Annotated in this window: 19 protein-coding genes; 12 read left to right on the top strand and 7 right to left on the bottom strand. The window is 60.1% G+C overall.

Annotated elements, in window-relative coordinates; all coding sequences use genetic code 11:
- The first annotated feature begins 166 nt into the window (after positions 1 to 166).
- The 4 genes from N5D61_RS07305 to N5D61_RS07320 all read left to right on the top strand — a co-directional run bounded on the left by N5D61_RS07305 (position 167) and on the right by N5D61_RS07320 (position 2,414).
- On the top strand, positions 167 to 724 hold the full coding sequence (locus N5D61_RS07305) for a hypoxanthine-guanine phosphoribosyltransferase (RefSeq protein ID WP_108239100.1): 558 nt from the start codon (positions 167 to 169) through the stop codon (positions 722 to 724).
- Positions 725 to 876: 152 nt separating this feature from the next.
- Positions 877 to 1,362, top strand: coding sequence for a hypothetical protein (locus N5D61_RS07310; RefSeq protein ID WP_108239101.1), 486 nt, complete (start codon positions 877 to 879; stop codon positions 1,360 to 1,362).
- A gap of 67 nt (positions 1,363 to 1,429) precedes the next feature.
- Entirely contained in the window at positions 1,430 to 1,717 is a 288-nt protein-coding gene (locus N5D61_RS07315; RefSeq protein ID WP_108239102.1) for a PA4642 family protein, read from the top strand.
- A gap of 232 nt (positions 1,718 to 1,949) precedes the next feature.
- The gene (locus N5D61_RS07320; protein ID WP_279891706.1) at positions 1,950 to 2,414 is read left to right on the top strand and encodes a hypothetical protein; all 465 of its coding nucleotides are present in this window, start codon (positions 1,950 to 1,952) and stop codon (positions 2,412 to 2,414) included.
- Positions 2,415 to 2,496: 82 nt separating this feature from the next.
- Here N5D61_RS07320 and mqo read toward each other — a convergent pair whose 3' ends face one another.
- On the bottom strand, positions 2,497 to 4,002 hold the full coding sequence (mqo, locus tag N5D61_RS07325) for a malate dehydrogenase (quinone) (RefSeq protein WP_108239105.1): 1,506 nt from the start codon (positions 4,000 to 4,002) through the stop codon (positions 2,497 to 2,499).
- Positions 4,003 to 4,732: 730 nt separating this feature from the next.
- Positions 4,733 to 4,966 carry a hypothetical protein gene (locus N5D61_RS07330; protein WP_108239106.1) on the bottom strand — a complete coding sequence of 78 codons (234 nt, stop codon included), beginning with the start codon at positions 4,964 to 4,966 and terminating at the stop codon, positions 4,733 to 4,735.
- Between the two features lie 224 nt (positions 4,967 to 5,190).
- Here N5D61_RS07330 and N5D61_RS07335 point away from each other — a divergent pair, with 224 nt between their 5' ends.
- Together N5D61_RS07335 and N5D61_RS07340 are read left to right on the top strand one after the other, a co-directional pair.
- Positions 5,191 to 5,772, top strand: a complete 582-nt coding sequence (locus N5D61_RS07335; RefSeq protein ID WP_108239107.1) for a YajG family lipoprotein — start codon at positions 5,191 to 5,193, stop codon at positions 5,770 to 5,772.
- A 214-nt stretch (positions 5,773 to 5,986) separates the two neighbouring features.
- Positions 5,987 to 6,256, top strand: coding sequence for a hypothetical protein (locus tag N5D61_RS07340; protein ID WP_108239108.1), 270 nt, complete (start codon positions 5,987 to 5,989; stop codon positions 6,254 to 6,256).
- A 203-nt stretch (positions 6,257 to 6,459) separates the two neighbouring features.
- Here the strand turns inward: N5D61_RS07340 and N5D61_RS07345 are convergent, their stop codons facing one another.
- Positions 6,460 to 7,623, bottom strand: coding sequence for a 1-acyl-sn-glycerol-3-phosphate acyltransferase (locus tag N5D61_RS07345; RefSeq protein ID WP_177411090.1), 1,164 nt, complete (start codon positions 7,621 to 7,623; stop codon positions 6,460 to 6,462).
- 205 nt (positions 7,624 to 7,828) lie between these two features.
- On the opposite strand from N5D61_RS07345, the gene N5D61_RS07350 reads away from it, so the two are divergent.
- The 3 genes from N5D61_RS07350 to N5D61_RS07360 are packed head-to-tail and all read left to right on the top strand — an operon-like array spanning position 7,829 to position 8,960.
- A complete protein-coding gene (locus tag N5D61_RS07350) occupies positions 7,829 to 8,011 on the top strand; it encodes a CPXCG motif-containing cysteine-rich protein (protein ID WP_108239110.1) in 183 nt (60 codons plus the stop codon).
- The gene (locus tag N5D61_RS07355) at positions 8,011 to 8,271 is read left to right on the top strand and encodes a DUF2007 domain-containing protein (RefSeq protein WP_108239162.1); all 261 of its coding nucleotides are present in this window, start codon (positions 8,011 to 8,013) and stop codon (positions 8,269 to 8,271) included. Before N5D61_RS07350 ends, N5D61_RS07355 begins: the two co-directional genes overlap by 1 nt.
- 59 nt (positions 8,272 to 8,330) lie before the next feature.
- Positions 8,331 to 8,960: an SOS response-associated peptidase gene (locus N5D61_RS07360; RefSeq protein ID WP_108239111.1), complete on the top strand. Its 630-nt coding sequence runs from the start codon at positions 8,331 to 8,333 to the stop codon at positions 8,958 to 8,960.
- A gap of 47 nt (positions 8,961 to 9,007) precedes the next feature.
- Here the strand turns inward: N5D61_RS07360 and N5D61_RS07365 are convergent, their stop codons facing one another.
- Positions 9,008 to 11,149 carry a methyl-accepting chemotaxis protein gene (locus tag N5D61_RS07365; protein WP_279891713.1) on the bottom strand — a complete coding sequence of 714 codons (2,142 nt, stop codon included), beginning with the start codon at positions 11,147 to 11,149 and terminating at the stop codon, positions 9,008 to 9,010.
- Between the two features lie 295 nt (positions 11,150 to 11,444).
- On the opposite strand from N5D61_RS07365, the gene N5D61_RS07370 reads away from it, so the two are divergent.
- On the top strand, positions 11,445 to 12,263 hold the full coding sequence (locus N5D61_RS07370) for a M48 family metallopeptidase (RefSeq protein WP_108239113.1): 819 nt from the start codon (positions 11,445 to 11,447) through the stop codon (positions 12,261 to 12,263).
- An 83-nt stretch (positions 12,264 to 12,346) separates the two neighbouring features.
- Here N5D61_RS07370 and N5D61_RS07375 read toward each other — a convergent pair whose 3' ends face one another.
- The 3 genes from N5D61_RS07375 to N5D61_RS07385 form a co-directional block, all read right to left on the bottom strand.
- Positions 12,347 to 12,931 carry a TMEM165/GDT1 family protein gene (locus tag N5D61_RS07375; RefSeq protein ID WP_279891715.1) on the bottom strand — a complete coding sequence of 195 codons (585 nt, stop codon included), beginning with the start codon at positions 12,929 to 12,931 and terminating at the stop codon, positions 12,347 to 12,349.
- 251 nt (positions 12,932 to 13,182) lie between these two features.
- Complete coding sequence (locus N5D61_RS07380) at positions 13,183 to 14,181, bottom strand: class I SAM-dependent methyltransferase (RefSeq protein ID WP_279891717.1); 999 nt, start codon at positions 14,179 to 14,181, stop codon at positions 13,183 to 13,185.
- Positions 14,182 to 14,252: 71 nt separating this feature from the next.
- The gene (locus N5D61_RS07385) at positions 14,253 to 15,218 is read right to left on the bottom strand and encodes a 2-hydroxyacid dehydrogenase (protein ID WP_279891719.1); all 966 of its coding nucleotides are present in this window, start codon (positions 15,216 to 15,218) and stop codon (positions 14,253 to 14,255) included.
- An 87-nt stretch (positions 15,219 to 15,305) separates the two neighbouring features.
- Between N5D61_RS07385 and N5D61_RS07390 the strand changes: the two genes are divergently transcribed.
- Together N5D61_RS07390 and N5D61_RS07395 are read left to right on the top strand one after the other, a co-directional pair.
- Entirely contained in the window at positions 15,306 to 15,935 is a 630-nt protein-coding gene (locus N5D61_RS07390) for a LysE family transporter (protein WP_279891721.1), read from the top strand.
- A gap of 340 nt (positions 15,936 to 16,275) precedes the next feature.
- Entirely contained in the window at positions 16,276 to 17,952 is a 1,677-nt protein-coding gene (locus N5D61_RS07395) for a fatty acid--CoA ligase (protein ID WP_279891724.1), read from the top strand.
- Positions 17,953 to 18,145: the final 193 nt, after the last annotated feature.

The following is an 18,145-nucleotide window of genomic DNA, read 5'->3' on the forward strand; positions in this document are numbered from 1 at the left end:
GACCCGTCATCAAGGCGAGCCCTGTCGACGCAGGCAGGGCTGGGTCGCGGCACGCAGCCGCTTTTCGTGGCGACTCCGGCAACGTTAGTCCATAAAAGCTTGCTCTGACGATGACGGATGCGTACCTTTGCCCGCTTTTCCCTGTCCAGCCCCTTTGGAGAGCACCATGTCCGCTGATCTCGAGCATATCCGTCAAGTCATGCGCGAGGCTGACTGCCTGTACACCCACGACGAGGTCGAGGCGTCCATCGCTCGCGTCGGCGAGCAAATCAACAGCGTGCTGGCGGATCGCAACCCGGTGGTGTTCTGCGTGATGAACGGCGGCCTGATCTTCGCAGGCAAGCTGTTGACCCATCTGAATTTTCCGCTGGAGGCGTCTTATCTGCACGCTACGCGTTACCGCAACGAAACCAGCGGCGGAGAATTGTTCTGGAAGGCCAAGCCTGAAGTGTCCTTCATCGACCGCGACGTACTGATCATCGATGACATCCTCGACGAGGGCCACACCTTGGGAGCGATCATCGACTTCTGCAAGCATGCGGGTGCCAGCGCCGTTCACACTGCCGTGCTGATCGATAAGGACCACGACCGTAAGGCACGCCCGGACCTGAAAGCCGATTTCGTGGGGCTGCCATGCGTTGATCGTTACATCTTCGGCTACGGGATGGACTACAAAGGCTACTGGCGCAATGCGGCAGGGATCTACGCCGTTAAAGGCATGTGAGCCATGACCCATCAGGCCTGCGTTTGCCCGCGAATAGAATTTGTCCGTGCCCAAGGGCGTGACTGATTCACCGCCATCGCGGGCAAGCGCTCCTGCAGGTGTTCTGCGCGCCCACATGCTAGAGTGCCACCCACTTTTCCCGGGAGGCCTCCATGACGTTATCGTTTCGCAGTCGAGCCGCGTTGATGTTGCTGTTGACCCTGCCGCTCCCGGCCCTCGCTGAGCCCATGCACGCCCAATACCTCCCTCCGGATGAGCTGTCAGTGCGCGAGGGCGAACCTGAACAGCAGCAGTTGTTGCAGGTCACCGAATACTCGATCGTTGCGGGCAGCCAGCGTCAATCCAATCAGCAACCCATCCCGGTCACCTCGCCCTTGAGCGTGCGCCTGAAAGGCAAGCCAATGAACAAGGGCGCAACGATTGCCGAGGTGTTCATTCACTTCGACGGCGAAAGTAAAAGCCTGAAGAAACCGACCTTCGATGAATCGAACCGCACGCTGACGCTCTTTTACCCGGCAACTCAGTACCGGGTCGTGGTCGATCTGCTGCGTAATGAAAAGGTGTACGTGCAATTTCTGAGCTACCCCAACGGCCATATCTGGGCCGACCTGCACACCGGCAGCGTACGCGCGCGTTGAGCCCGTGACCGGGCGAGGGGTAAACTGCTCGCCCGCGAAATGTCCCGAAAGTCAGTTGGAGTCAGCAATGCGTAAAGATAAGAAGCAGGTGATTGGCGATGAAATCGGCGATGCCCAAATCAAGTCGTTCCTCAATTTCGAACCCGCCGATGCCACTTCACCCTCGTTGCACAAGCTGATCAAAGCGTATCGCGGTTTGCGCATCGATGACTTCGAGCGCTTTCTGGGCTTCTTCAAGGAAGCGGGCTACGACCTTAATGGCAAGGACGAGCACGGCAACGATTTTGTCGCTCTGATCAAGGATCAGCGCAATGCCGGGGATTACATCGAGTTGATCGAGAAAGCGCGCGGCTAACCGGCATCGATCAGCCACTATGACGGGCGCTTCGACGCGTCCGTCTGCTCAACGTATTGCCCACCCCCCCCCCACTCTATCTCCCTCACGCCTTTGGTTGATCTTTCCTACAGCCACATCCTCTCGTTGACCCTTTTTAATCAAGCGTTTGGCGCCATACTAAATTCGTGCACAGATGCACGAGCGCCGGGCAGGAAGCCCGGTTATTCAATTTAGGAAAAGGAATTCAACAATGAGCGTTATCAAATCCGTTTTCGCGGGCGGCTTGGCAATTGCTGCGATTCTGGCAATGGCTGCAGTCCATGCTGCGAACTATCCGAAGACCATGCAAGCCACGTTCGAGATCCGAAATGATGGCCGGCAAGACCTCCAAATGACGGGCACCAGTTGGAACGCAGACGCCGACGAGCGCGCCCGGCATGCGCTGACCGCTGATCAATCATTCCGGGTATTCAAGCGAGTGTTCAGTAATCCGCGAAGCGGTGTAGCGGCCTTTCGTTACAGCAATGGGGAGGGCAAAAAGTGTGAATTTCAAATGTCCCATCAAATGGTCTTCAGCTGGTTCGGTCTAAGCCCGAACAACGAAAAGCGCGTTAGCGCCAGATCCACTGGAGCGGTGCCTGCTGAGTGCACGGCAGTGGTGACGGATGGGCAAGGTTCGTTGGACCGGTATCGCGTGCGGTTCTCGATGAAGTAACCGGCGCACCTGTATAAAACTGAAGGCCCCGCTGCGTGGGCGGGGCCTTCAGTCATCTCACCGATTCATGATGACTCCTGAATCAAGCGAAGCTTGCCGCGGGGCTGTTGGAAACCAGCTCCAGGCTCTCGTCGCTCTGAGCCGCGATGCGTTGGTACAACTGCGCATCGCTTTCCAGGGCCTTTTCACGCGCCGGGAAGATTTCGTCGAGTTTGGCGGCCCATTCGGTTTTGGCTTTTTCCGGGAAGCAGCGCTCGATCAATTCCAGCATGATCGACACCGTGACCGAAGCGCCTGGGGAGGCGCCCAGCAGGGCGGCGAGGGAACCATCCTTGGCCGAAACCAGTTCGGTACCGAATTGCAGAACGCCGCCTTTCTTCGGATCTTTCTTGATGATTTGCACGCGCTGCCCTGCCACTTCCAGACGCCAGTCTTCGGCTTTGGCCTCGGGATAGAAACGGCGCAACGATTCCAGACGCTGTTCCATCGACTGCCTCACTTCGCTGATCAGGTATTTGGTCAGGTCCATGTTGTCGCGGGCCACCGCCAGCATCGGCGCGATGTTGGCTGCGCGGATCGACAAGGGCAGGTCCATGATCGACCCATGCTTGAGGAACTTGGTGGTGAAGCCGGCGTACGGTCCGAACAGCAGGGAAGTCTTGCCGTCCACGACACGGGTGTCCAGGTGTGGAACCGACATGGGCGGCGAGCCCACGGCGGCCTGGCTGTAGACCTTGGCCTGATGGCGCTTGACCACTTCAGGGTTGTCGCAGCGCAGCCATTGGCCACTGACCGGGAAGCCACCAAAGCCCTTGCCTTCCTCGATACCGGACATTTGCAGCAGCGGCAGCGCCGCGCCTCCGGCACCGAGGAACACGAACCGAGCGTCGATATCACGCGTGCTGCCGCTGTTGACGTCCTTGATGGTCACGCTCCAGCCTTCGCCCTTGCGGCTCAGACCGGTGACCCGCTTGCAGTACTTGACTTGAGCGTCCGGCGCGCTGGCCAGATGCTTGAGCAGTTGGTTGGTCAGCGCGCCGAAGTTGACGTCGGTGCCATGCATGACGCGGGTGGCTGCCAAGCGCTGGTCTGCCGGGCGGCCCGGCATCATCAAGGGCATCCACTCGGCCATCTTGGCCTTGTCTTCGGTGTATTCCATCGCTGAAAACGCGTGATGCTTGCGCAGCGCTTCAAAGCGCTTCTTCAGGTAAGCAACACCTTTCTCGCCTTCGACGTAGCTCAGGTGGGGAACGGGCGTGATGAAGGAGCGCGCGGAGCCAAAAGTGCCCTTGCGTGCCAGATAGGCCCAGAACTGCTTCGAGACTTCGAACTGCGTGTTGATGTGAATCGCTTTTTTGGTGTCGATGGAGCCATCGGCCGCCTGAGGGGTGTAGTTCAGCTCACACAGGCCTGCGTGACCGGTTCCGGCGTTGTTCCAGGGGTTGGAACTCTCCGCGGCACCTGAGTCCATCAACTCGACCACCTCGATCTTGAGGCCCGGGTCCAGTTCCTTGAGCAGTACTGCTAGGGTGGCACTCATGATGCCTGCCCCGACCAATACCACATCGACTGCTTCGTTATGCGCCATTAACGCGTCTCCAAAATCTGCAACACCAAATTGGCGGCAGGGTTCCCGAGGTCAATGACCGATGCCGGGCCGCGCGGGATCGCGCAGTACCTCGTGCCGATCGGCCGGGAAATTCCCTGTCCGGTTCTTCGCCATTTCTTGCATCTTCAGCGGACGCCACTGGTAGGGCCTGGGTTGATGCTTTTATTACCAAGCATGAACGCATTTTCTGGCCCGAACAGCCATTCGACTAACGTCAAGACGTCCGGTCATGCAGGCAAATCAGTCGTGAACGGCATCAGGCTCCAATGGTGGAGACTGCGCGGCAGTCAGGGCTGTGCGAAGGGGTTGGGTCAGACGCTAACGGTGCATTTACAAACGCGTAACTGTTCATTTGCTCGCCACACTCTTGTGAAGTTGTGAAAACCCGTTTTTTTCGCGCTCTTTTGGAGACGCGAACCTCAAAAAAGGCCTGCGCGCTGGCAGGGCCTGCAGATCAGGTTCCAACACAGTGTGGGCACTGGCCGACGCGAAAGGTTCGAATGGATCGAGCTTTACACGCGGCAAGGCTGCACGCCGGGCTGCACATGTCTGTGTGGAAGGCTCTCTGTGGGCGGAACGAAGGAGCTGAAAGCTGCTATCAGCGATGCTGCGAGGCCCGATCAGGAGACGTCCTTATAATCGGGGGGAGATTATAACGATGAAACGCGCAGAAATGATCCAGAAAAAATGACTTTTATTCGCCGTCCGGTCAGATGCTGAGCAATTGCCGGGCGGTGATCGCCCGAGGCTGGCGAATGACGCAGGCGCTTTTGGGCAGCGGGCGCTTCAGCCAGCACAGCCTGGGTTCGGTGATTTCCACCCATTCCTCGCCTCCGGGCGGCTGTGAGCAATGCCTGAATGACAGACACACGCCCTGCGCGTCGACACGGGCGTAGTAGCGATGTCGGCTTTTCCGAGAGAACAACGACCAGAAAAAGTCCATGCTCGGACTCCAGTGAGGGCAGTTGTGAAAAGTATGTCGTGGGCCGATGACATGTCCGTGACGTTACCGTTGCGCGATGATGTCCAGATGTTTTGGGAGGCAGGCACCCGGCTGGTATGGGAACCGCGACAGTGGCACTTTGTCGTATCTTTACCCTAGTGAGCGACCTCTGGAGGTCGCTATACTGCCGCACAATTTGTGCCCTGGCCCATGGAGAAATGAGCATGTTGCGTCGTGTTTTGTTCGGTTTGCTTGCCGTCGGCAGTCTGATGCTGGTGGGATGTGCCCACAGTCCGCAGACACTCAATCCGCAACCCAAGCTGAACAGCCAGCTCGCGGCGGTCGGCCATGGCCAGCAGGTCGTGGTGCGGGTGGTCGACGGTCGTCAGTCCCAGACCCTCGGCACCCGGGGTGGTCTGTACCCGGAAACCAGTGCAATCACCGTGAGCGGGCAGCAACTGGTGCCCCAGCTTCAGGCTCAGGCCGAAGCTGCCGTTCGCCTGCTGGGCTTCACGCCCGTTCAAGGTGGCAACGGCCCGCAGCTGACCGTCACCTTGGCTGATTTGAAGTATCAGTCACCCAAGGAAGGCCTGTACGTGACTGAAGCGAACATCAGCTCGACGTTCCGCGCCGATGTGCAGAACAATGGCCGCAGCTATAACGGCCGCTACGCCGCCTCGCTGGACCAGCGTTTCGGCATGGCGCCGAACGAGGAAACCAATACCAAGCTGATCGGTGATGTGCTGAGCGACGCGCTGACTCGCTTGTTCAAGGACCCCACCATTGGGCAAATGCTGAGCCAGTAACGCTCTGCAGCGTCCATCGAAGCCCCGTAGTCGCAAGATGCCGGGGCTTTTTTGTGCCTCATGTCGACCCGAAAAGAACCCTGGGCTGCGCCGCGCTGTGTTCGTCACGGCCAGGCCAACGAGCGGTTCAGGCGAGGTTAAGGTGGCAGCGGATACCGTAGGGGCAGATACACCCGAATCTGCGGCGCCTTCTGCATGGCGCCATCGAGGCCCCATGTCACTCATCCAGCACTCTCCCGGGATGGTCATCAACTTTATGGCATTGCTGGCGGCAGGCCCTGGTATTTGGCTGCTCCATTCCACCCGCATCCGTGAGCAGCGGGAAACCACGCATTTGAACAACCTGACCGAGCAGGCGCCGATCGACGAGCCAATGCACCTGATGGATGTGCCGACGCTGCGCATGATCCGCCTGAGCTACCGAATCGGGGCCGGTTGTTTGGCGTTCGCACTGGCGTTGTCATGGGTCAGCACCAAGCTCTGAGCGTCTTCGCGGAGTCTGCCTGCCCATGACCGAGGAGGGGAGCGCGCCAGCTGGCTTGTTGGGCGCCCGGCTGGGAGGTTCAGCAGGCCTTGTCTGGAGATTTTCCGACGCCGTTGAGACTTCGTATTCGATATCCGGCAACGCGGAGCGTGGGAATGTTCGGTGCCGGCAACCGCAAGTCACGGTTGCCGGGCATCTTGAGCCTACAGCGGTAATCCCGCCTTGACCCGGTACTGATTGCGCACGGGCGTGGCGTATTGCAAAACCAGGTAGGGCCGGTGTTCTTCCGGACAGCCGTCCAGACGGCGCTGCCACTCCTCCTTCGCACGCGCCAATTCATCTGCCGGGAACACCTCGGCTGCGCTTGGCACCTTCAGGCCGGGATCGGCATCGGCCCACTGCGCATACGCGAGGTAATGCACCGGGAACAAGCGATACCCGCCGAGAATCTGCTTGTCCATCTCTGCCGCCAGTTGCTTGGTGTCTTCATAGACCTCGGTGATGGGCGGCGCGAAATTGACATGCACTCGGCCTTTATAGCCGGTGATGCCCAGCGCGATGCTGACATCGTCTTCGCCCGGCGCTTTGGTATAGCTGCCCGTGGTGGCCCGGATGTACAACTCGCGCGCCTTGGCGTGATCACAAGGGTCGTACTCGTAACTGATCGACACCGGGGTCAGGTTCAGCGAGCGAATGACCTCGCCAAATGGCTCGTCCTTGCGGCTCATGTGAAACATCTTGAGGATGGCTGATTCGGTGCGGTCGTCCCCGTCTTTGGCCCGGCCTTCGGCCTGAGCGATCCAGATCGACTGGCAGTCGTGGCGAATCGAATGATTGATGTAAGCCGACAGCAACTGATAGGCCGCCATCTTCTCCCGCCGGCCGGTGATGGAACGGTGCACGATGAAGCTCTTGTTCAGGCGCATCAGATCGCTGACAAAGGGCTTCTGCAGCAGGTTGTCGCCGATCGCAATGCGTGGCGTCGGCAGGCCGGCGTGGTACACCGCATAGTTCACGAACGCAGGGTCCATCACAATGTCGCGGTGGTTGGCCAGGAACAGGTAGGCCACCCCTGACTTGAACTGCTCGACGCCGGTGTAGGTCACACCATCGGTGGCGCGCTCGATGGTGTGGTCGACGTAATGCTCGACCTTGTCCTGCAAGGCAGCCACCGAATCGATACCGGCAAACTGACGACGCAGCTTGCGGGCGATCGCCGGCTGCAGGATCCAGCCGAGCGAGCCGGCCAGGCGCGGAAAACGAAAATGCGTGAGGATCGCAAGGAACGCCTTGTCACTCAGTAGCCGGTTGAGTACGGCTTTTACTTCGGTGTCGTCGTACGGTCGGATGGCATCGAATTCGCCCATCATGCTCTCTTGTAAAAACGGCTAGGGTAAAGGTAGGCGGCAGGCTCGATACGAAAAAGGGTCGATATTCGGCCATGCCGGGCTGAAAACATCCTCGATCACTTCGCTTTCAACCCATTTCGTACGGAGCCTGCCACCTTGCAACAAAACGTTCGGCCAGCAAACGAGTCGGCGATTATACGCAAAACTGGGCCAGGAGACTGTGATGCAGGAAATACAGGATTATGACTGCCCTTACTGCGGCGAACCGGTGGAGGCGGTGCTCGACCTTTCCGGCGGCGACCAGACTTATATTGAAGACTGCCCGGTGTGCTGTCGGCCGATCATTTTCAGCCTGCAGACCGATGGCGAGGACTGGACCCTGGACGTGCGTAGCGAGAACGAATGATGCGCAAAATCTACGAGCCGGAAAACATGATGGAAGGTGAGTTGCTGCAGGCAATGCTTGCCAGTGAAGGGATCGAGTCGCACATCACAGGCCGGCACCTGCTCGGCGGCATCGGCGAATTGCCGGTGTTCGGCCTGCTGGGCCTGGCTGTGCATGACGATCAGGCCGAGCGGGCGCGACGCTTGATCACTGAGTACAATGAGGCTTTTCCACTGTCGGGCGAAGAGCCTGACAATTACCCCGATGTGTTGCTGTGCTGATAACGGCTCCGTCGGTTAGACCTCCCTCCCCGTTTTTCCAGAAGAAGTGCTCCTAATTCATGTGTGGACGTTATGCGCTGTTTCGTTGGTCGCCCGCTTTTGCGGCGTTGCCCGGTTTTCCGGCCGACCAGCAGGCGCAATGGAACATTTCCCCCAATGACTCGGTGCTGATGTTGCGCGCCGTTCCAGGCGAACCGGCCGCGCGAACGCTGGCGCGCGCCCGCTGGGGGCTGACACCTGCGTGGCTCACCGACATGTCGCGTACCCCCGCTCACGCCCGGGCGGAAACGCTGGCCGAGCAGCCGATGTTTCGCCAGGCGTTCCGGGAGCGCCGCTGTCTGCTGCCGGCCAACGGCTTTTATGAGTGGCGCGGCACCGTACGCAAGCGGCCGTTCTGGCTGACGCCGGGGGAGGGAGCTTCGCTGTTTTTCGCAGCGATCTGGGAAGCCTACCCGGTAGACGGCCACGACTGGCTGAGTGTGGCCGTGGTGACGCAGCCTGCGATGAGCCAGCGTCGACCGCTGATCCTCGACGCTGAAGGGCAAGCGGCCTGGCTTGACCCGCAAAGCTCACTGCCCGCTTTGCAATCGCTGCTCGCCGCGCCACAGATGCAACTGCGGGAGCGGCCATTGGCAAACCTGGTGAACGATCCGAAGCTCAACGCTCCGGAGTGCCTGACACCGTTGTGAGGGGGAGGGGGGCTGCAGCCGCGCAAGGCGGCTACAGCAGGCGTGACTCAGACCTTGAACTGGTTGATCAATCGACGCTGTTGCTCCGCCAGTCGGGTCAATTCGGCACTCGCCTGACTCGATTCGTCGGCGCCGCCGGCGACTTCATTGGCCACCTGGCCAATGTTGATGACGTTGCGGTTGATGTCGTCGGCCACCGCGCTTTGCTCTTCTGCGGCGCTGGCGATCTGCGTGTTCATGTCATTGATCACCGACACTGCCTTGGTAATGCTTTCCAGCGCTTGAGCCGCCTCTGCCGCGTGGCCCACGCTTTCATCGGTTTTGGTCTGGCTGTCTTCCATGACTTTCACCACTTGCCGTGTACCGGATTGCAGTGCCTGAATCATTGACTGGATTTCTTCAGTGGCTTGCTGAGTCTTCTGCGCCAGGTTGCGGACTTCGTCAGCGACCACGGCAAAGCCGCGCCCCTGTTCACCCGCACGGGCGGCCTCGATGGCGGCGTTGAGGGCCAGCAGGTTCGTCTGTTCGGCAATGCCGCGAATGGCCGTAAGGATGGCATTGATGTTCTCGCTGTCCTTGGCCAGGGTCTGTACCACTTCCACGGCGCGGCCAATCTCCACGGCCAGCTCGCTGATGGAGTTCGAGGTGTTGTGTACGATGCGCATGCCCTGAACGGCTGCATCGTCGGCATGATTCGCCGCTTGAGCGGCCTGGGTCGCGTTGCGCGCCACGTCTTGGGCCGTGGCGGTCATCTCGTGCACGGCGGTGGCCACCAGGTCGATCTCGGCCATTTGCTTGTGCACGCCATTGTTGGTGCGGATGGCAATGTCGGCCGTGTGCTCGGAGGAGTCGCTTACCTTCTGCACTGACGTCACCACCTGACTGATCATGGCCTGCAGCTTGCCGAGGAAGGTGTTGAAGCCCAAGGCAATGGAGCCCAATTCGTCGGCGCGGTCGCTGCTGAGACGGCGCGTCAGGTCGCCTTCGCCTTTGGCGATGTCGTCGAGCATGGCGACCATTTGCTTGAGCGGACGCGCAATGCCGCGCCCCACGAACCAGACAATCAACAAGCCCAGCGCCGCGATCAGCAGGCCGACGACGGTCATGCCGACGATATCGGTGTCACGTTGATGGGCCAGGTCGCTCTGCAGCTTCTGCAGGTCGGCCATGACCGCGCTGACGGGTACGCGGATCATTAGCGTCCAGCGCGCATCGGTGTCGCCGATACCGAATGGCAGGTACAACTCGATGTGGCCGTGCTCCTTGTCGATGTCATAACGCACCTCGCCTTTGACGATGTTGGCGAGGTTGGCGACTTCGTTGGCGTCGAGGATATCGGTGGCTTTTTCACCGAGCTTGCTGGTGTCCTTGGTGTAGGCGACAAGGCGTCCGTTGGTGGCGATCAACGCCAGGTCGCCAGCGCCGTCATAGAGCTTCTTGTCCGCCTTTTCGAGCATTTCTTGGATGAAGTTCACCGACAGATCGGCGCCGACGATGCCCTGGAATTGGCCGTCGACCATGATCGGTTCGATAAACGAAGACAGCATGACCATCTTGTCGCCAACCTTGTACGGCGCGGGGTCAATCACACACGCTTTGCGCGTTTCGCGAGAGCAAAGGTAATACTCGCTTGAGCGAACGCCGGTGGACAGCAGTTTCGTGTCTTCCAGGCTGGACAGCTTTTCCAGATTGAAGGTGCCGTCCGGCTTGCGATACCACCATGGCATGAAGCGGCCATCTTTCGGATCGACACCGGTGACCGGGGTTTCGGCATAGGCGGCGTCATTGTGATCCAGGGCATTGGGTTCCCAGCCAATATAAGCACCCAGAATCTCTGGATTGCGCACGACGGTCTCGCGCAGCAGGTTGAGCAGTTGCTCACGGCTCATCTTCACCAGCGGCTCGCCCTTGGTGTCCTTCATGCCCAGCGTCGCGTTCAACGTCGCCATTCCCGCCGCCGTTTGCAATGGCGCTTCCAGTGATCGCTGGATATTGCTCGCCTGTGTGCGGGCGATCGCGGTCAAGTGACCTTCGATGGCCTGCTCGAATTGAGCGGTTGTGCGCTTTTCCACCAGGTCCTGAGTGCGCGCCCCTGCAAACAGGGCATAGAGGACGAGGGCAGCCACGACACTGAGGACGATGGCACCTGACAGTGCAGCGACTGAGAACTGGATCGATTTGAACTTCATAAAGGCTCCGGACGCGAAAGGACGTCTGTAGGAGGTATCGCCTGCGCCCCCGGTTTAATGAGGGGGAAGTCGAAGCAACGGGCGTTTTTGGATGAAGTGGGTCGTTATTGGACATGCCGCCGGGTCGAGCGGCTTCGGCGGGGGCTGCTGGGGTCTCGCATGGGGGAGTAAATGCGTTTCGTCGCTATGACGGATGTGCGAATTTTCGGCACTGACCGGCTGGCAATCCGCTGCCATCTAGTACTCGGCGGGCGTACCGCCTAGGATGGTGCGATTGTTTCGATGGAGATCCAAAATGCGTCAGACCTTTGCTCTTTGTGCCTTGAGCGCAGCGTTGCTGGTTGCGGGCTGTCAGGCCGTCAACACCACCAGCGGGGACTCGGTAGGCGTCGAGCGCAAGCAATACATGTTCAGTATGCTATCGACCGATCAGGTCAACCAGATGTACGCCCAGTCTTATAAGGAAACGGTCAGCGAGGCTTCGACCAAGGGCGTGCTGGATAACAGCAGCGCCGAAGCGGCTCGCGTTCAGGCAGTTGCCAAGCGGCTGATCGCCCAAGCGCCGAAACTGCGGCCGGATGCGGCGCAGTGGCAGTGGGAAGTGAACCTGATCAAGAGTGACGAGCTCAATGCCAACTGCGGGCCAGGCGGTAAGATCATCGTGTACACCGGCTTGATCGATACGCTGAAGCTCAGCGACGACGAACTGGCGGCGGTGATGGGCCATGAGATTGCCCACGCCTTGCGCGAGCATGGTCGCGAAGCGATGTCGAAGGCGTATGGCGTGCAGATGGCCAAAACGGGGGCGGGGTCATTGCTCGGGTTGGGGCAAGACAGCCTGGCGCTCGCTGACACCGTGGTCAACTACAGCCTGACGCTGCCCAACAGCCGCGCGAATGAAAACGAAGCGGATTTGCTCGGCCTGGAACTGTCCGCTCGCGCCGGTTACAACCCCAATGCCGCGATCACCCTGTGGCAGAAGATGCAGGCGCAGTCGGGGGCGTCCCAGCCCGAATTCATGAGCACCCACCCGGCGTCGGCGAACCGGATTGCGTCCTTGCAGGCGGCGATTCCCAAAGTGATGCCGTTGTATGAGCAAGCCCCGAAGTCTTGATCAAGCTGGCTGACTGATCGTCCCCGCGTGCGGCGTGGGTACGATCAGTCTCATGCCTTGGGGCATTCGAACAGGCCGGCGGATCAAACCCAGCCGCTGACCTGCATCGCCTTGTACACCGCGACGAGCGCCAGGATGAAGAACGCACCGGCTGCCAGCCTACGGATCAGTGTCAGCGGTAATTTCTCTGCGGCGAAGTTGCCTGCCAGCACCACCGGCACGTTGGCCAGCAACATCCCCAGGGTCGTGCCCAGAATTACCAGCCACAGATAGGAGTATTGCGCCGCCAGCATCACGGTCGCGATTTGCGTCTTATCGCCTATTTCAGCGAGGAAGAACGCGATCAGGGTCGTCATGAAGGGGCCGAACTTACGCGCCGTGGTGGCCTCGTCGTCGTCCATCTTGTCGGGAACCAGCGTCCACAGTGCGGTAGCAGTGAAACTGGCGGCCAGGATCCAGTGCAACATCGCGTCAGAGAGGAAACTGCTGAACCAGGCACCTACGGCACCGGCGGCGGCGTGGTTGGCCAACGTGGCCGCGACGATACCGGCGATGATCGGCCACGGCTTACGAAAGCGGGCAGCGAGGATGAGTGCGAGGAGTTGGGTCTTGTCACCGATTTCGGCCAGTGCGACGACCGCGGTAGGGACCAATAGGGATTCCAGCATCAGGAGTTTCCTAAGGGGCGGGACAACACGGCTATGACACGTACAGCCTCCCCGCCCCGGGTCAGGATGTGCGTGTCATAGGTCTTGTCAAACCTCCGATCCGTCTGAGGCGGATCTGGGGTCGCGAGCACCATGGTCTGAGGACCAAGTATGTTGATGCGCGCCGGACGAGCGAGAGGCTCGTGGGAGACTACTCCCCTAGGACGGAGCGGATTCTGCCTTCGGGAATCCGATTCGGCAAGCGTTTATTTTTACCCACGCTTGGCGCGGTAAATTCGAAAACCATTCCCTTCTGCCATCACCGCGCACACCCCGAGATGCGCTTCGATGATCGGCTGATAACGCAGGAAACTATTGGCTACCAGGCGCAATTCGCCGCCTTTTTTCAGATGTTCACGAGCTTTTCGCAACAAGTTTTCTGTCGCTGCGTAGTCGGTGTGAACGCCGGTGTGGAAGGGTGGATTGGTGACGATCGCGTCCAGATGCTCGGGTGCAGCATCGATGCCATCGCCGGTCAGTACCTCGCCTGGTAGACCATTGGCTGCCAGCGTCAGTCGGCTACTTGCGGTTGCGAACGCGTCGACATCGAGCATCGTCACCTGAACATCCGGGTGGCACCGCTTGATCGCAGCCCCCAGCACGCCGGCGCCGCAACCGAAGTCGAGCAGATGGCCCGGTGGCAGCTTGCCGATGTGCTCCAGCAAGAGGGCAGTGCCCCGGTCCAGCCGCCCGTGGCTGAACACGCCGGGGAGGCTCACGATCTTCAGTGGGCCGTTGGGCGTCTCGATGTCGAAATGTTTGGCCAACTGCTCGAGTTCAACGGCCTGCGGCGGGTTTTCCACCGTTACCTGCCACAGTTGGCAATGGCGAGCGCTGTCAAGCTTGCGGGCACGGCCGAAAGGGCTCAATTGCCGCGCTGCCGCTTCGATACCGCCGCGCTTTTCACCCACCAGAAAAAGTTCGCGGCCGGCCAGGCGAGCGGCCAGCGCATTGAGCAAATAATCGCTCAGGTCCTTGGCTTTCGGGAGGAAGAGCACGGCGGCCTCGAACGGCGCGTCCGGGGCCTCGGTGCCAAAGTGAATGCGCCCGCTGAAACGGCTTTCCAGTGCGGCAAAATCTCCGGCATGCCAACTCCACCCTCGTGCATCGGGCAGTCTGGTCAGCAGGTCGTCGGCAGGCAGGCCAGCCAGCAACAATGAACCTTCAAACAGCTCGGCCTGACGGAGTAACACTTCACTGCGCGGGTCCATCGTCGGCTCCTGAAAAAGGGCGGAGTTTAACAGGGATGTGTCGGCGATGACTTCCGCGGCGTTTTGTCCGGTCAGCTCACGACGCGGATCGGCGCGCCTGCATAAAACGCGCGTGCGTTTTCGTTGACTTGGGTGACGATGCGCTGGCGGGCTTCCTGGCTGCCCCAGGCGCTGTGGGGCGTCACGATGAGCCGGGGGATGTCTCCGGACAGCAGCGGGTTGCCGTTTACGGGAGGCTCGACGGTCAGGACGTCGGTGGCGGCGCCTGCCAGGTGCCCATTGCGCAGCGCATCGGCCAGGGCTTGCTCGTTGATCAACCCGCCGCGGGCCGTGTTCACGATGAATGCTTTGGGTTTCATCAGGCTCAGCTCATGGGCGCCGAGCATGTCGCGGGTGTGCTCGTTGAGTGGGCAGTGCAGGGTCAAGGCGTCTACTTGAGGAAGCAGTTCCTGCAGCGGCATGCGATCCGGGCGAGCAGGGCGGCCGGGAATCTGGCCCAATACCACGCGCATCCCGAAGGCTTCGGCCAGCTTCGCCACCGCGCCACCGAGTTCGCCGTGGCCCAGCAACCCCAGCGTCTTGCCTTCCAGTTCGACGATCGGGAAGTCCAGCAGGCAAAACTGCCGGGATTTCTGCCACTGGCCTTGATGGATGGCTTGCTGGTAGTCAGGCAGACGGGTCGCCAGCGCCAGCAGTAACATCAGGGTGTGCTGGGCAACCGAAGGCGTGCCGTAACCCTGGCAGTTACTCACGACCACCCCGTGTTTGCGGGCGGCGTCGAGGTCGACGTTGTTGACGCCGGTAGCGGTGACCAGTGCCAGTTTCAGGTCCGGACACGCCGCGAATGTCTCGGCATCGAGCGAGATCTTGTTGGAAATCACGACGTGTGCGCCTTGCAGCCGCTCGATGACCTGATCGGCCGAACTACTGGCGTGCAGGATCAGTTCACCAAAAGTCTCTCTCCACGGGCTGAGGTCCAGATCGCCGAGATCCAGAGAAGTGTGGTCGAGGAAAACTGCTCTGCTTTGACTGGACATCAGCTGTACCTTTTGCTCGGTGATGAGTGGGCGTAAGGTAACGAGCCTACCAGAGCCAGCCGCTTGCCTGAACGCCCGGAGAACATCATGTACTGGACGGAATTTTTCACCGTTGCCCTCATTCACCTGCTCGCCGTCGCGAGCCCCGGTCCCGACTTTGCGGTGGTCGTTCGGGAGAGTGTGACGCACGGGCGCAAGGCTGGAACCTATACGGCGATGGGTGTGGGCACCGCGATTTGCCTGCACGTTGGCTATTCGCTCTTGGGCATCGGGCTGATCGTTTCCCAGTCCATTGTGCTGTTCAACGCCCTGAAATGGGCGGCGGCGGCCTACTTGCTGTATATCGGCTTCAAGGCGCTGCGCGCCAAACCTTCGGACGGGGCCCAGTCGTCCCTCCACCTCGCGAAAGCGGAGCGCACCGCACGTGGGGCTTTCACCGCCGGTTTCGTCACCAATGGCCTGAACCCGAAGGCCACGTTGTTCTTCCTGTCACTGTTCACTGTGGTCATCAACCCCCATACGCCATTGCTGGTACAGGCGGGCTACGGCGTCTACCTGGCCGTCGCGACCGGCCTGTGGTTCTGCATGGTCGCGCGCCTGTTCAGTCAGGAACGTGTGCGCGCCGGTTTTGCGCGCATGGGCCACTGGTTCGATCGCGCCATGGGTGGGGTACTGGTGGCGTTGGGGCTCAAACTGGCGCTGACTGAGGTGCATTGATCAAGTGGGCGTTGTAGACAGTAGGCTCATGCACCCCATGGCCGACTGTCGAGCCGAAGTTCAAACCACTTAAATGCTTCGGGGCCCCGACACTCCTGCGTGCTTTCGCTTACAGCCGACTGACCGTGGCCTGTCCTGAATGGCATGCCAGCGTTGCCTCGCGCGCCCCCTGAAACCCCTTCTACACCGCTTGGTGGAGGCAGTTCCACCCTTTCAATTGGCATGATGCCGGTCGGGTCACTCGTCAATCGAATCATCCCTTTGGCTGATTTGACTGGCGAGTGAAGGCTCTAGAGTGCATATTTTTGGCACCGCCATGGCATCTTGAAAAGGGACTCCTATGCTGCAGACACGCGTGATTCCGCCAGCTGATGGCGCGTACCAGTACCCCCTGTTGATCAAGCGTTTGCTGCTGTCGGGCAGCCGTTACGAAAAAACGCGGGAAATCGTCTACCGGGACCAATCACGCTACTCTTATCTGACGCTCAACGAGCGCATTTGCCGCCTCGCCAACGTGCTGACCGAAGCAGGCGTGAAAGCGGGCGATACCGTGGCCGTCATGGATTGGGACAGCCACCGGTATCTGGAATGCATGTTCGCCATTCCCATGATCGGCGCAGTGATTCACACCATCAACGTGCGCCTGTCGCCGGACCAGATCCTGTTCACCATGAATCACGCCGAAGATAAGTTCGTGCTGGTGAACAGGGAATTCGTGCCGCTTTACAACTGCTTTGCGAGCAAACTGACCACCGTCGAAAAGACCCTGCTACTGACCGATACGTCCGATAAGACCGCCGAGTTGTCGAATCTGGTCGGGGAGTATGAAAGCCTGCTGGCGGCCGCCAGCCCGACCTACGCCTTCGAAGACTTCGACGAGAACTCGGTGGCGACCACGTTTTACACCACCGGTACCACAGGCAACCCCAAAGGCGTGTATTTCACCCACCGCCAGTTGGTGCTGCACACCCTGGCCGTGGCGACGATCATGGGCAGCGTCGAAGGGTTGCTGGGCACCGATAAGGTCTACATGCCGATCACGCCAATGTTCCACGTCCATGCCTGGGGCGTGCCGTACGCCGCCACCATGCTCGGCGTGAAGCAGGTCTATCCCGGCCGCTATGACCCGGAACTGCTGGTGGAGCTGTGGCGCAAGGAAAAGGTCAATTTCTCCCACTGCGTGCCCACCATCATGCAGATGGTGCTCAATGCCAAGGCTGCAAAGGACGTGGATTTCACCGGCTGGAACATCATCATTGGCGGCAGCTCGCTGAACCGCTCGTTGTACGAAGCTGCCAAAGCCAAAGGCATTCAACTGACCGCTGCCTATGGGATGTCCGAAACCGGGCCGCTGGTATCGGTTGCACACCTGAACGATGAGTTGATGGCGGGCAGCGAAGACGAGCGCACCACTTACCGGATCAAGGCCGGGGCGCCGGGGGTGCTGGTCGAAGCCGCCATTGTCGACAGTGAGGGCAATTTCCTGCCGTCCGATGGTGAAACGCAAGGCGAATTGGTGCTCCGCGCGCCGTGGCTCACCGAAGGGTATTACCGCGAGCCGGCAAAAGGCGCCGAGCTCTGGGCCGGTGGCTGGTTACACACAGGCGACGTGGCCACGTTGGACAGCATGGGCGGTATCGACATTCGTGACCGGATCAAGGACGTGATCAAGACAGGTGGGGAGTGGGTCTCCTCCCTGGAACTGGAGGATCTGTGCAGCCGTCATCCGGGTGTCCGCGAAGTGGCGGTGGTGGGCGTTGCCGATCCTCAGTGGGGCGAGCGGCCGTTCGCGTTGCTGGTGGTCCATGAAGGCCACGTCATCGATGCCAAGGCGCTGAAGGAACACCTCAAGCCTTTCGTCGAGCAGGGCCACATCAACAAGTGGGCGATTCCGAGTCAAATCGCACTTGTTACCGAAATTCCCAAGACCAGCGTCGGTAAGCTCGACAAGAAGCGTATCCGCCTGGATATCCTCGAATGGCAGAGCACCAATAGCACGTTTCTCTCCACCCTCTGAGCCCGATGTTTCCGCGCACAGTGTCACGAAATGGATCGTGGCAATGTGCCGGAACGCGTCTGGCTGGCGTCTGCCTTGCCAAATTAACCCTTTCAGCCACCCTCCTTGTGCAGCGCGGCCAGTCCGTCGAAATCGGCGGATTAGAGGCGTCGCCGCTGTAAATCACACTTTAGAGGGATCAAGCAGTAGCACC

This window comes from Pseudomonas sp. GD03842, from assembly GCF_029841165.1.
Taxonomy (GTDB): Bacteria; Pseudomonadota; Gammaproteobacteria; order Pseudomonadales; family Pseudomonadaceae; genus Aquipseudomonas.

Bases quoted from the DNA above. Each gene is read 5' to 3' on its own strand.
- N5D61_RS07355 (WP_108239162.1), top strand. From the start codon at position 8,011: ATGCGCAAAATCTACGAGCCGGAAAACATGATGGAAGGTGAGTTGCTG.
- N5D61_RS07385 (WP_279891719.1), bottom strand. From the start codon at position 15,218: ATGTCCAGTCAAAGCAGAGCAGTTTTCCTCGACCACACTTCTCTGGAT.
- N5D61_RS07380 (WP_279891717.1), bottom strand. From the start codon at position 14,181: ATGGACCCGCGCAGTGAAGTGTTACTCCGTCAGGCCGAGCTGTTTGAA.
- N5D61_RS07345 (WP_177411090.1), bottom strand. From the start codon at position 7,623: ATGGGCGAATTCGATGCCATCCGACCGTACGACGACACCGAAGTAAAA.
- N5D61_RS07390 (WP_279891721.1), top strand. From the start codon at position 15,306: ATGTACTGGACGGAATTTTTCACCGTTGCCCTCATTCACCTGCTCGCC.
- N5D61_RS07330 (WP_108239106.1), bottom strand. From the start codon at position 4,966: ATGGACTTTTTCTGGTCGTTGTTCTCTCGGAAAAGCCGACATCGCTAC.
- N5D61_RS07370 (WP_108239113.1), top strand. From the start codon at position 11,445: ATGCGTCAGACCTTTGCTCTTTGTGCCTTGAGCGCAGCGTTGCTGGTT.
- N5D61_RS07315 (WP_108239102.1), top strand. From the start codon at position 1,430: ATGCGTAAAGATAAGAAGCAGGTGATTGGCGATGAAATCGGCGATGCC.
- N5D61_RS07310 (WP_108239101.1), top strand. From the start codon at position 877: ATGACGTTATCGTTTCGCAGTCGAGCCGCGTTGATGTTGCTGTTGACC.
- N5D61_RS07360 (WP_108239111.1), top strand. From the start codon at position 8,331: ATGTGTGGACGTTATGCGCTGTTTCGTTGGTCGCCCGCTTTTGCGGCG.
- N5D61_RS07395 (WP_279891724.1), top strand. From the start codon at position 16,276: ATGCTGCAGACACGCGTGATTCCGCCAGCTGATGGCGCGTACCAGTAC.
- N5D61_RS07340 (WP_108239108.1), top strand. From the start codon at position 5,987: ATGTCACTCATCCAGCACTCTCCCGGGATGGTCATCAACTTTATGGCA.
- N5D61_RS07375 (WP_279891715.1), bottom strand. From the start codon at position 12,931: ATGCTGGAATCCCTATTGGTCCCTACCGCGGTCGTCGCACTGGCCGAA.
- N5D61_RS07365 (WP_279891713.1), bottom strand. From the start codon at position 11,149: ATGAAGTTCAAATCGATCCAGTTCTCAGTCGCTGCACTGTCAGGTGCC.
- N5D61_RS07335 (WP_108239107.1), top strand. From the start codon at position 5,191: ATGTTGCGTCGTGTTTTGTTCGGTTTGCTTGCCGTCGGCAGTCTGATG.
- mqo (WP_108239105.1), bottom strand. From the start codon at position 4,002: ATGGCGCATAACGAAGCAGTCGATGTGGTATTGGTCGGGGCAGGCATC.
- N5D61_RS07320 (WP_279891706.1), top strand. From the start codon at position 1,950: ATGAGCGTTATCAAATCCGTTTTCGCGGGCGGCTTGGCAATTGCTGCG.
- N5D61_RS07305 (WP_108239100.1), top strand. From the start codon at position 167: ATGTCCGCTGATCTCGAGCATATCCGTCAAGTCATGCGCGAGGCTGAC.
- N5D61_RS07350 (WP_108239110.1), top strand. From the start codon at position 7,829: ATGCAGGAAATACAGGATTATGACTGCCCTTACTGCGGCGAACCGGTG.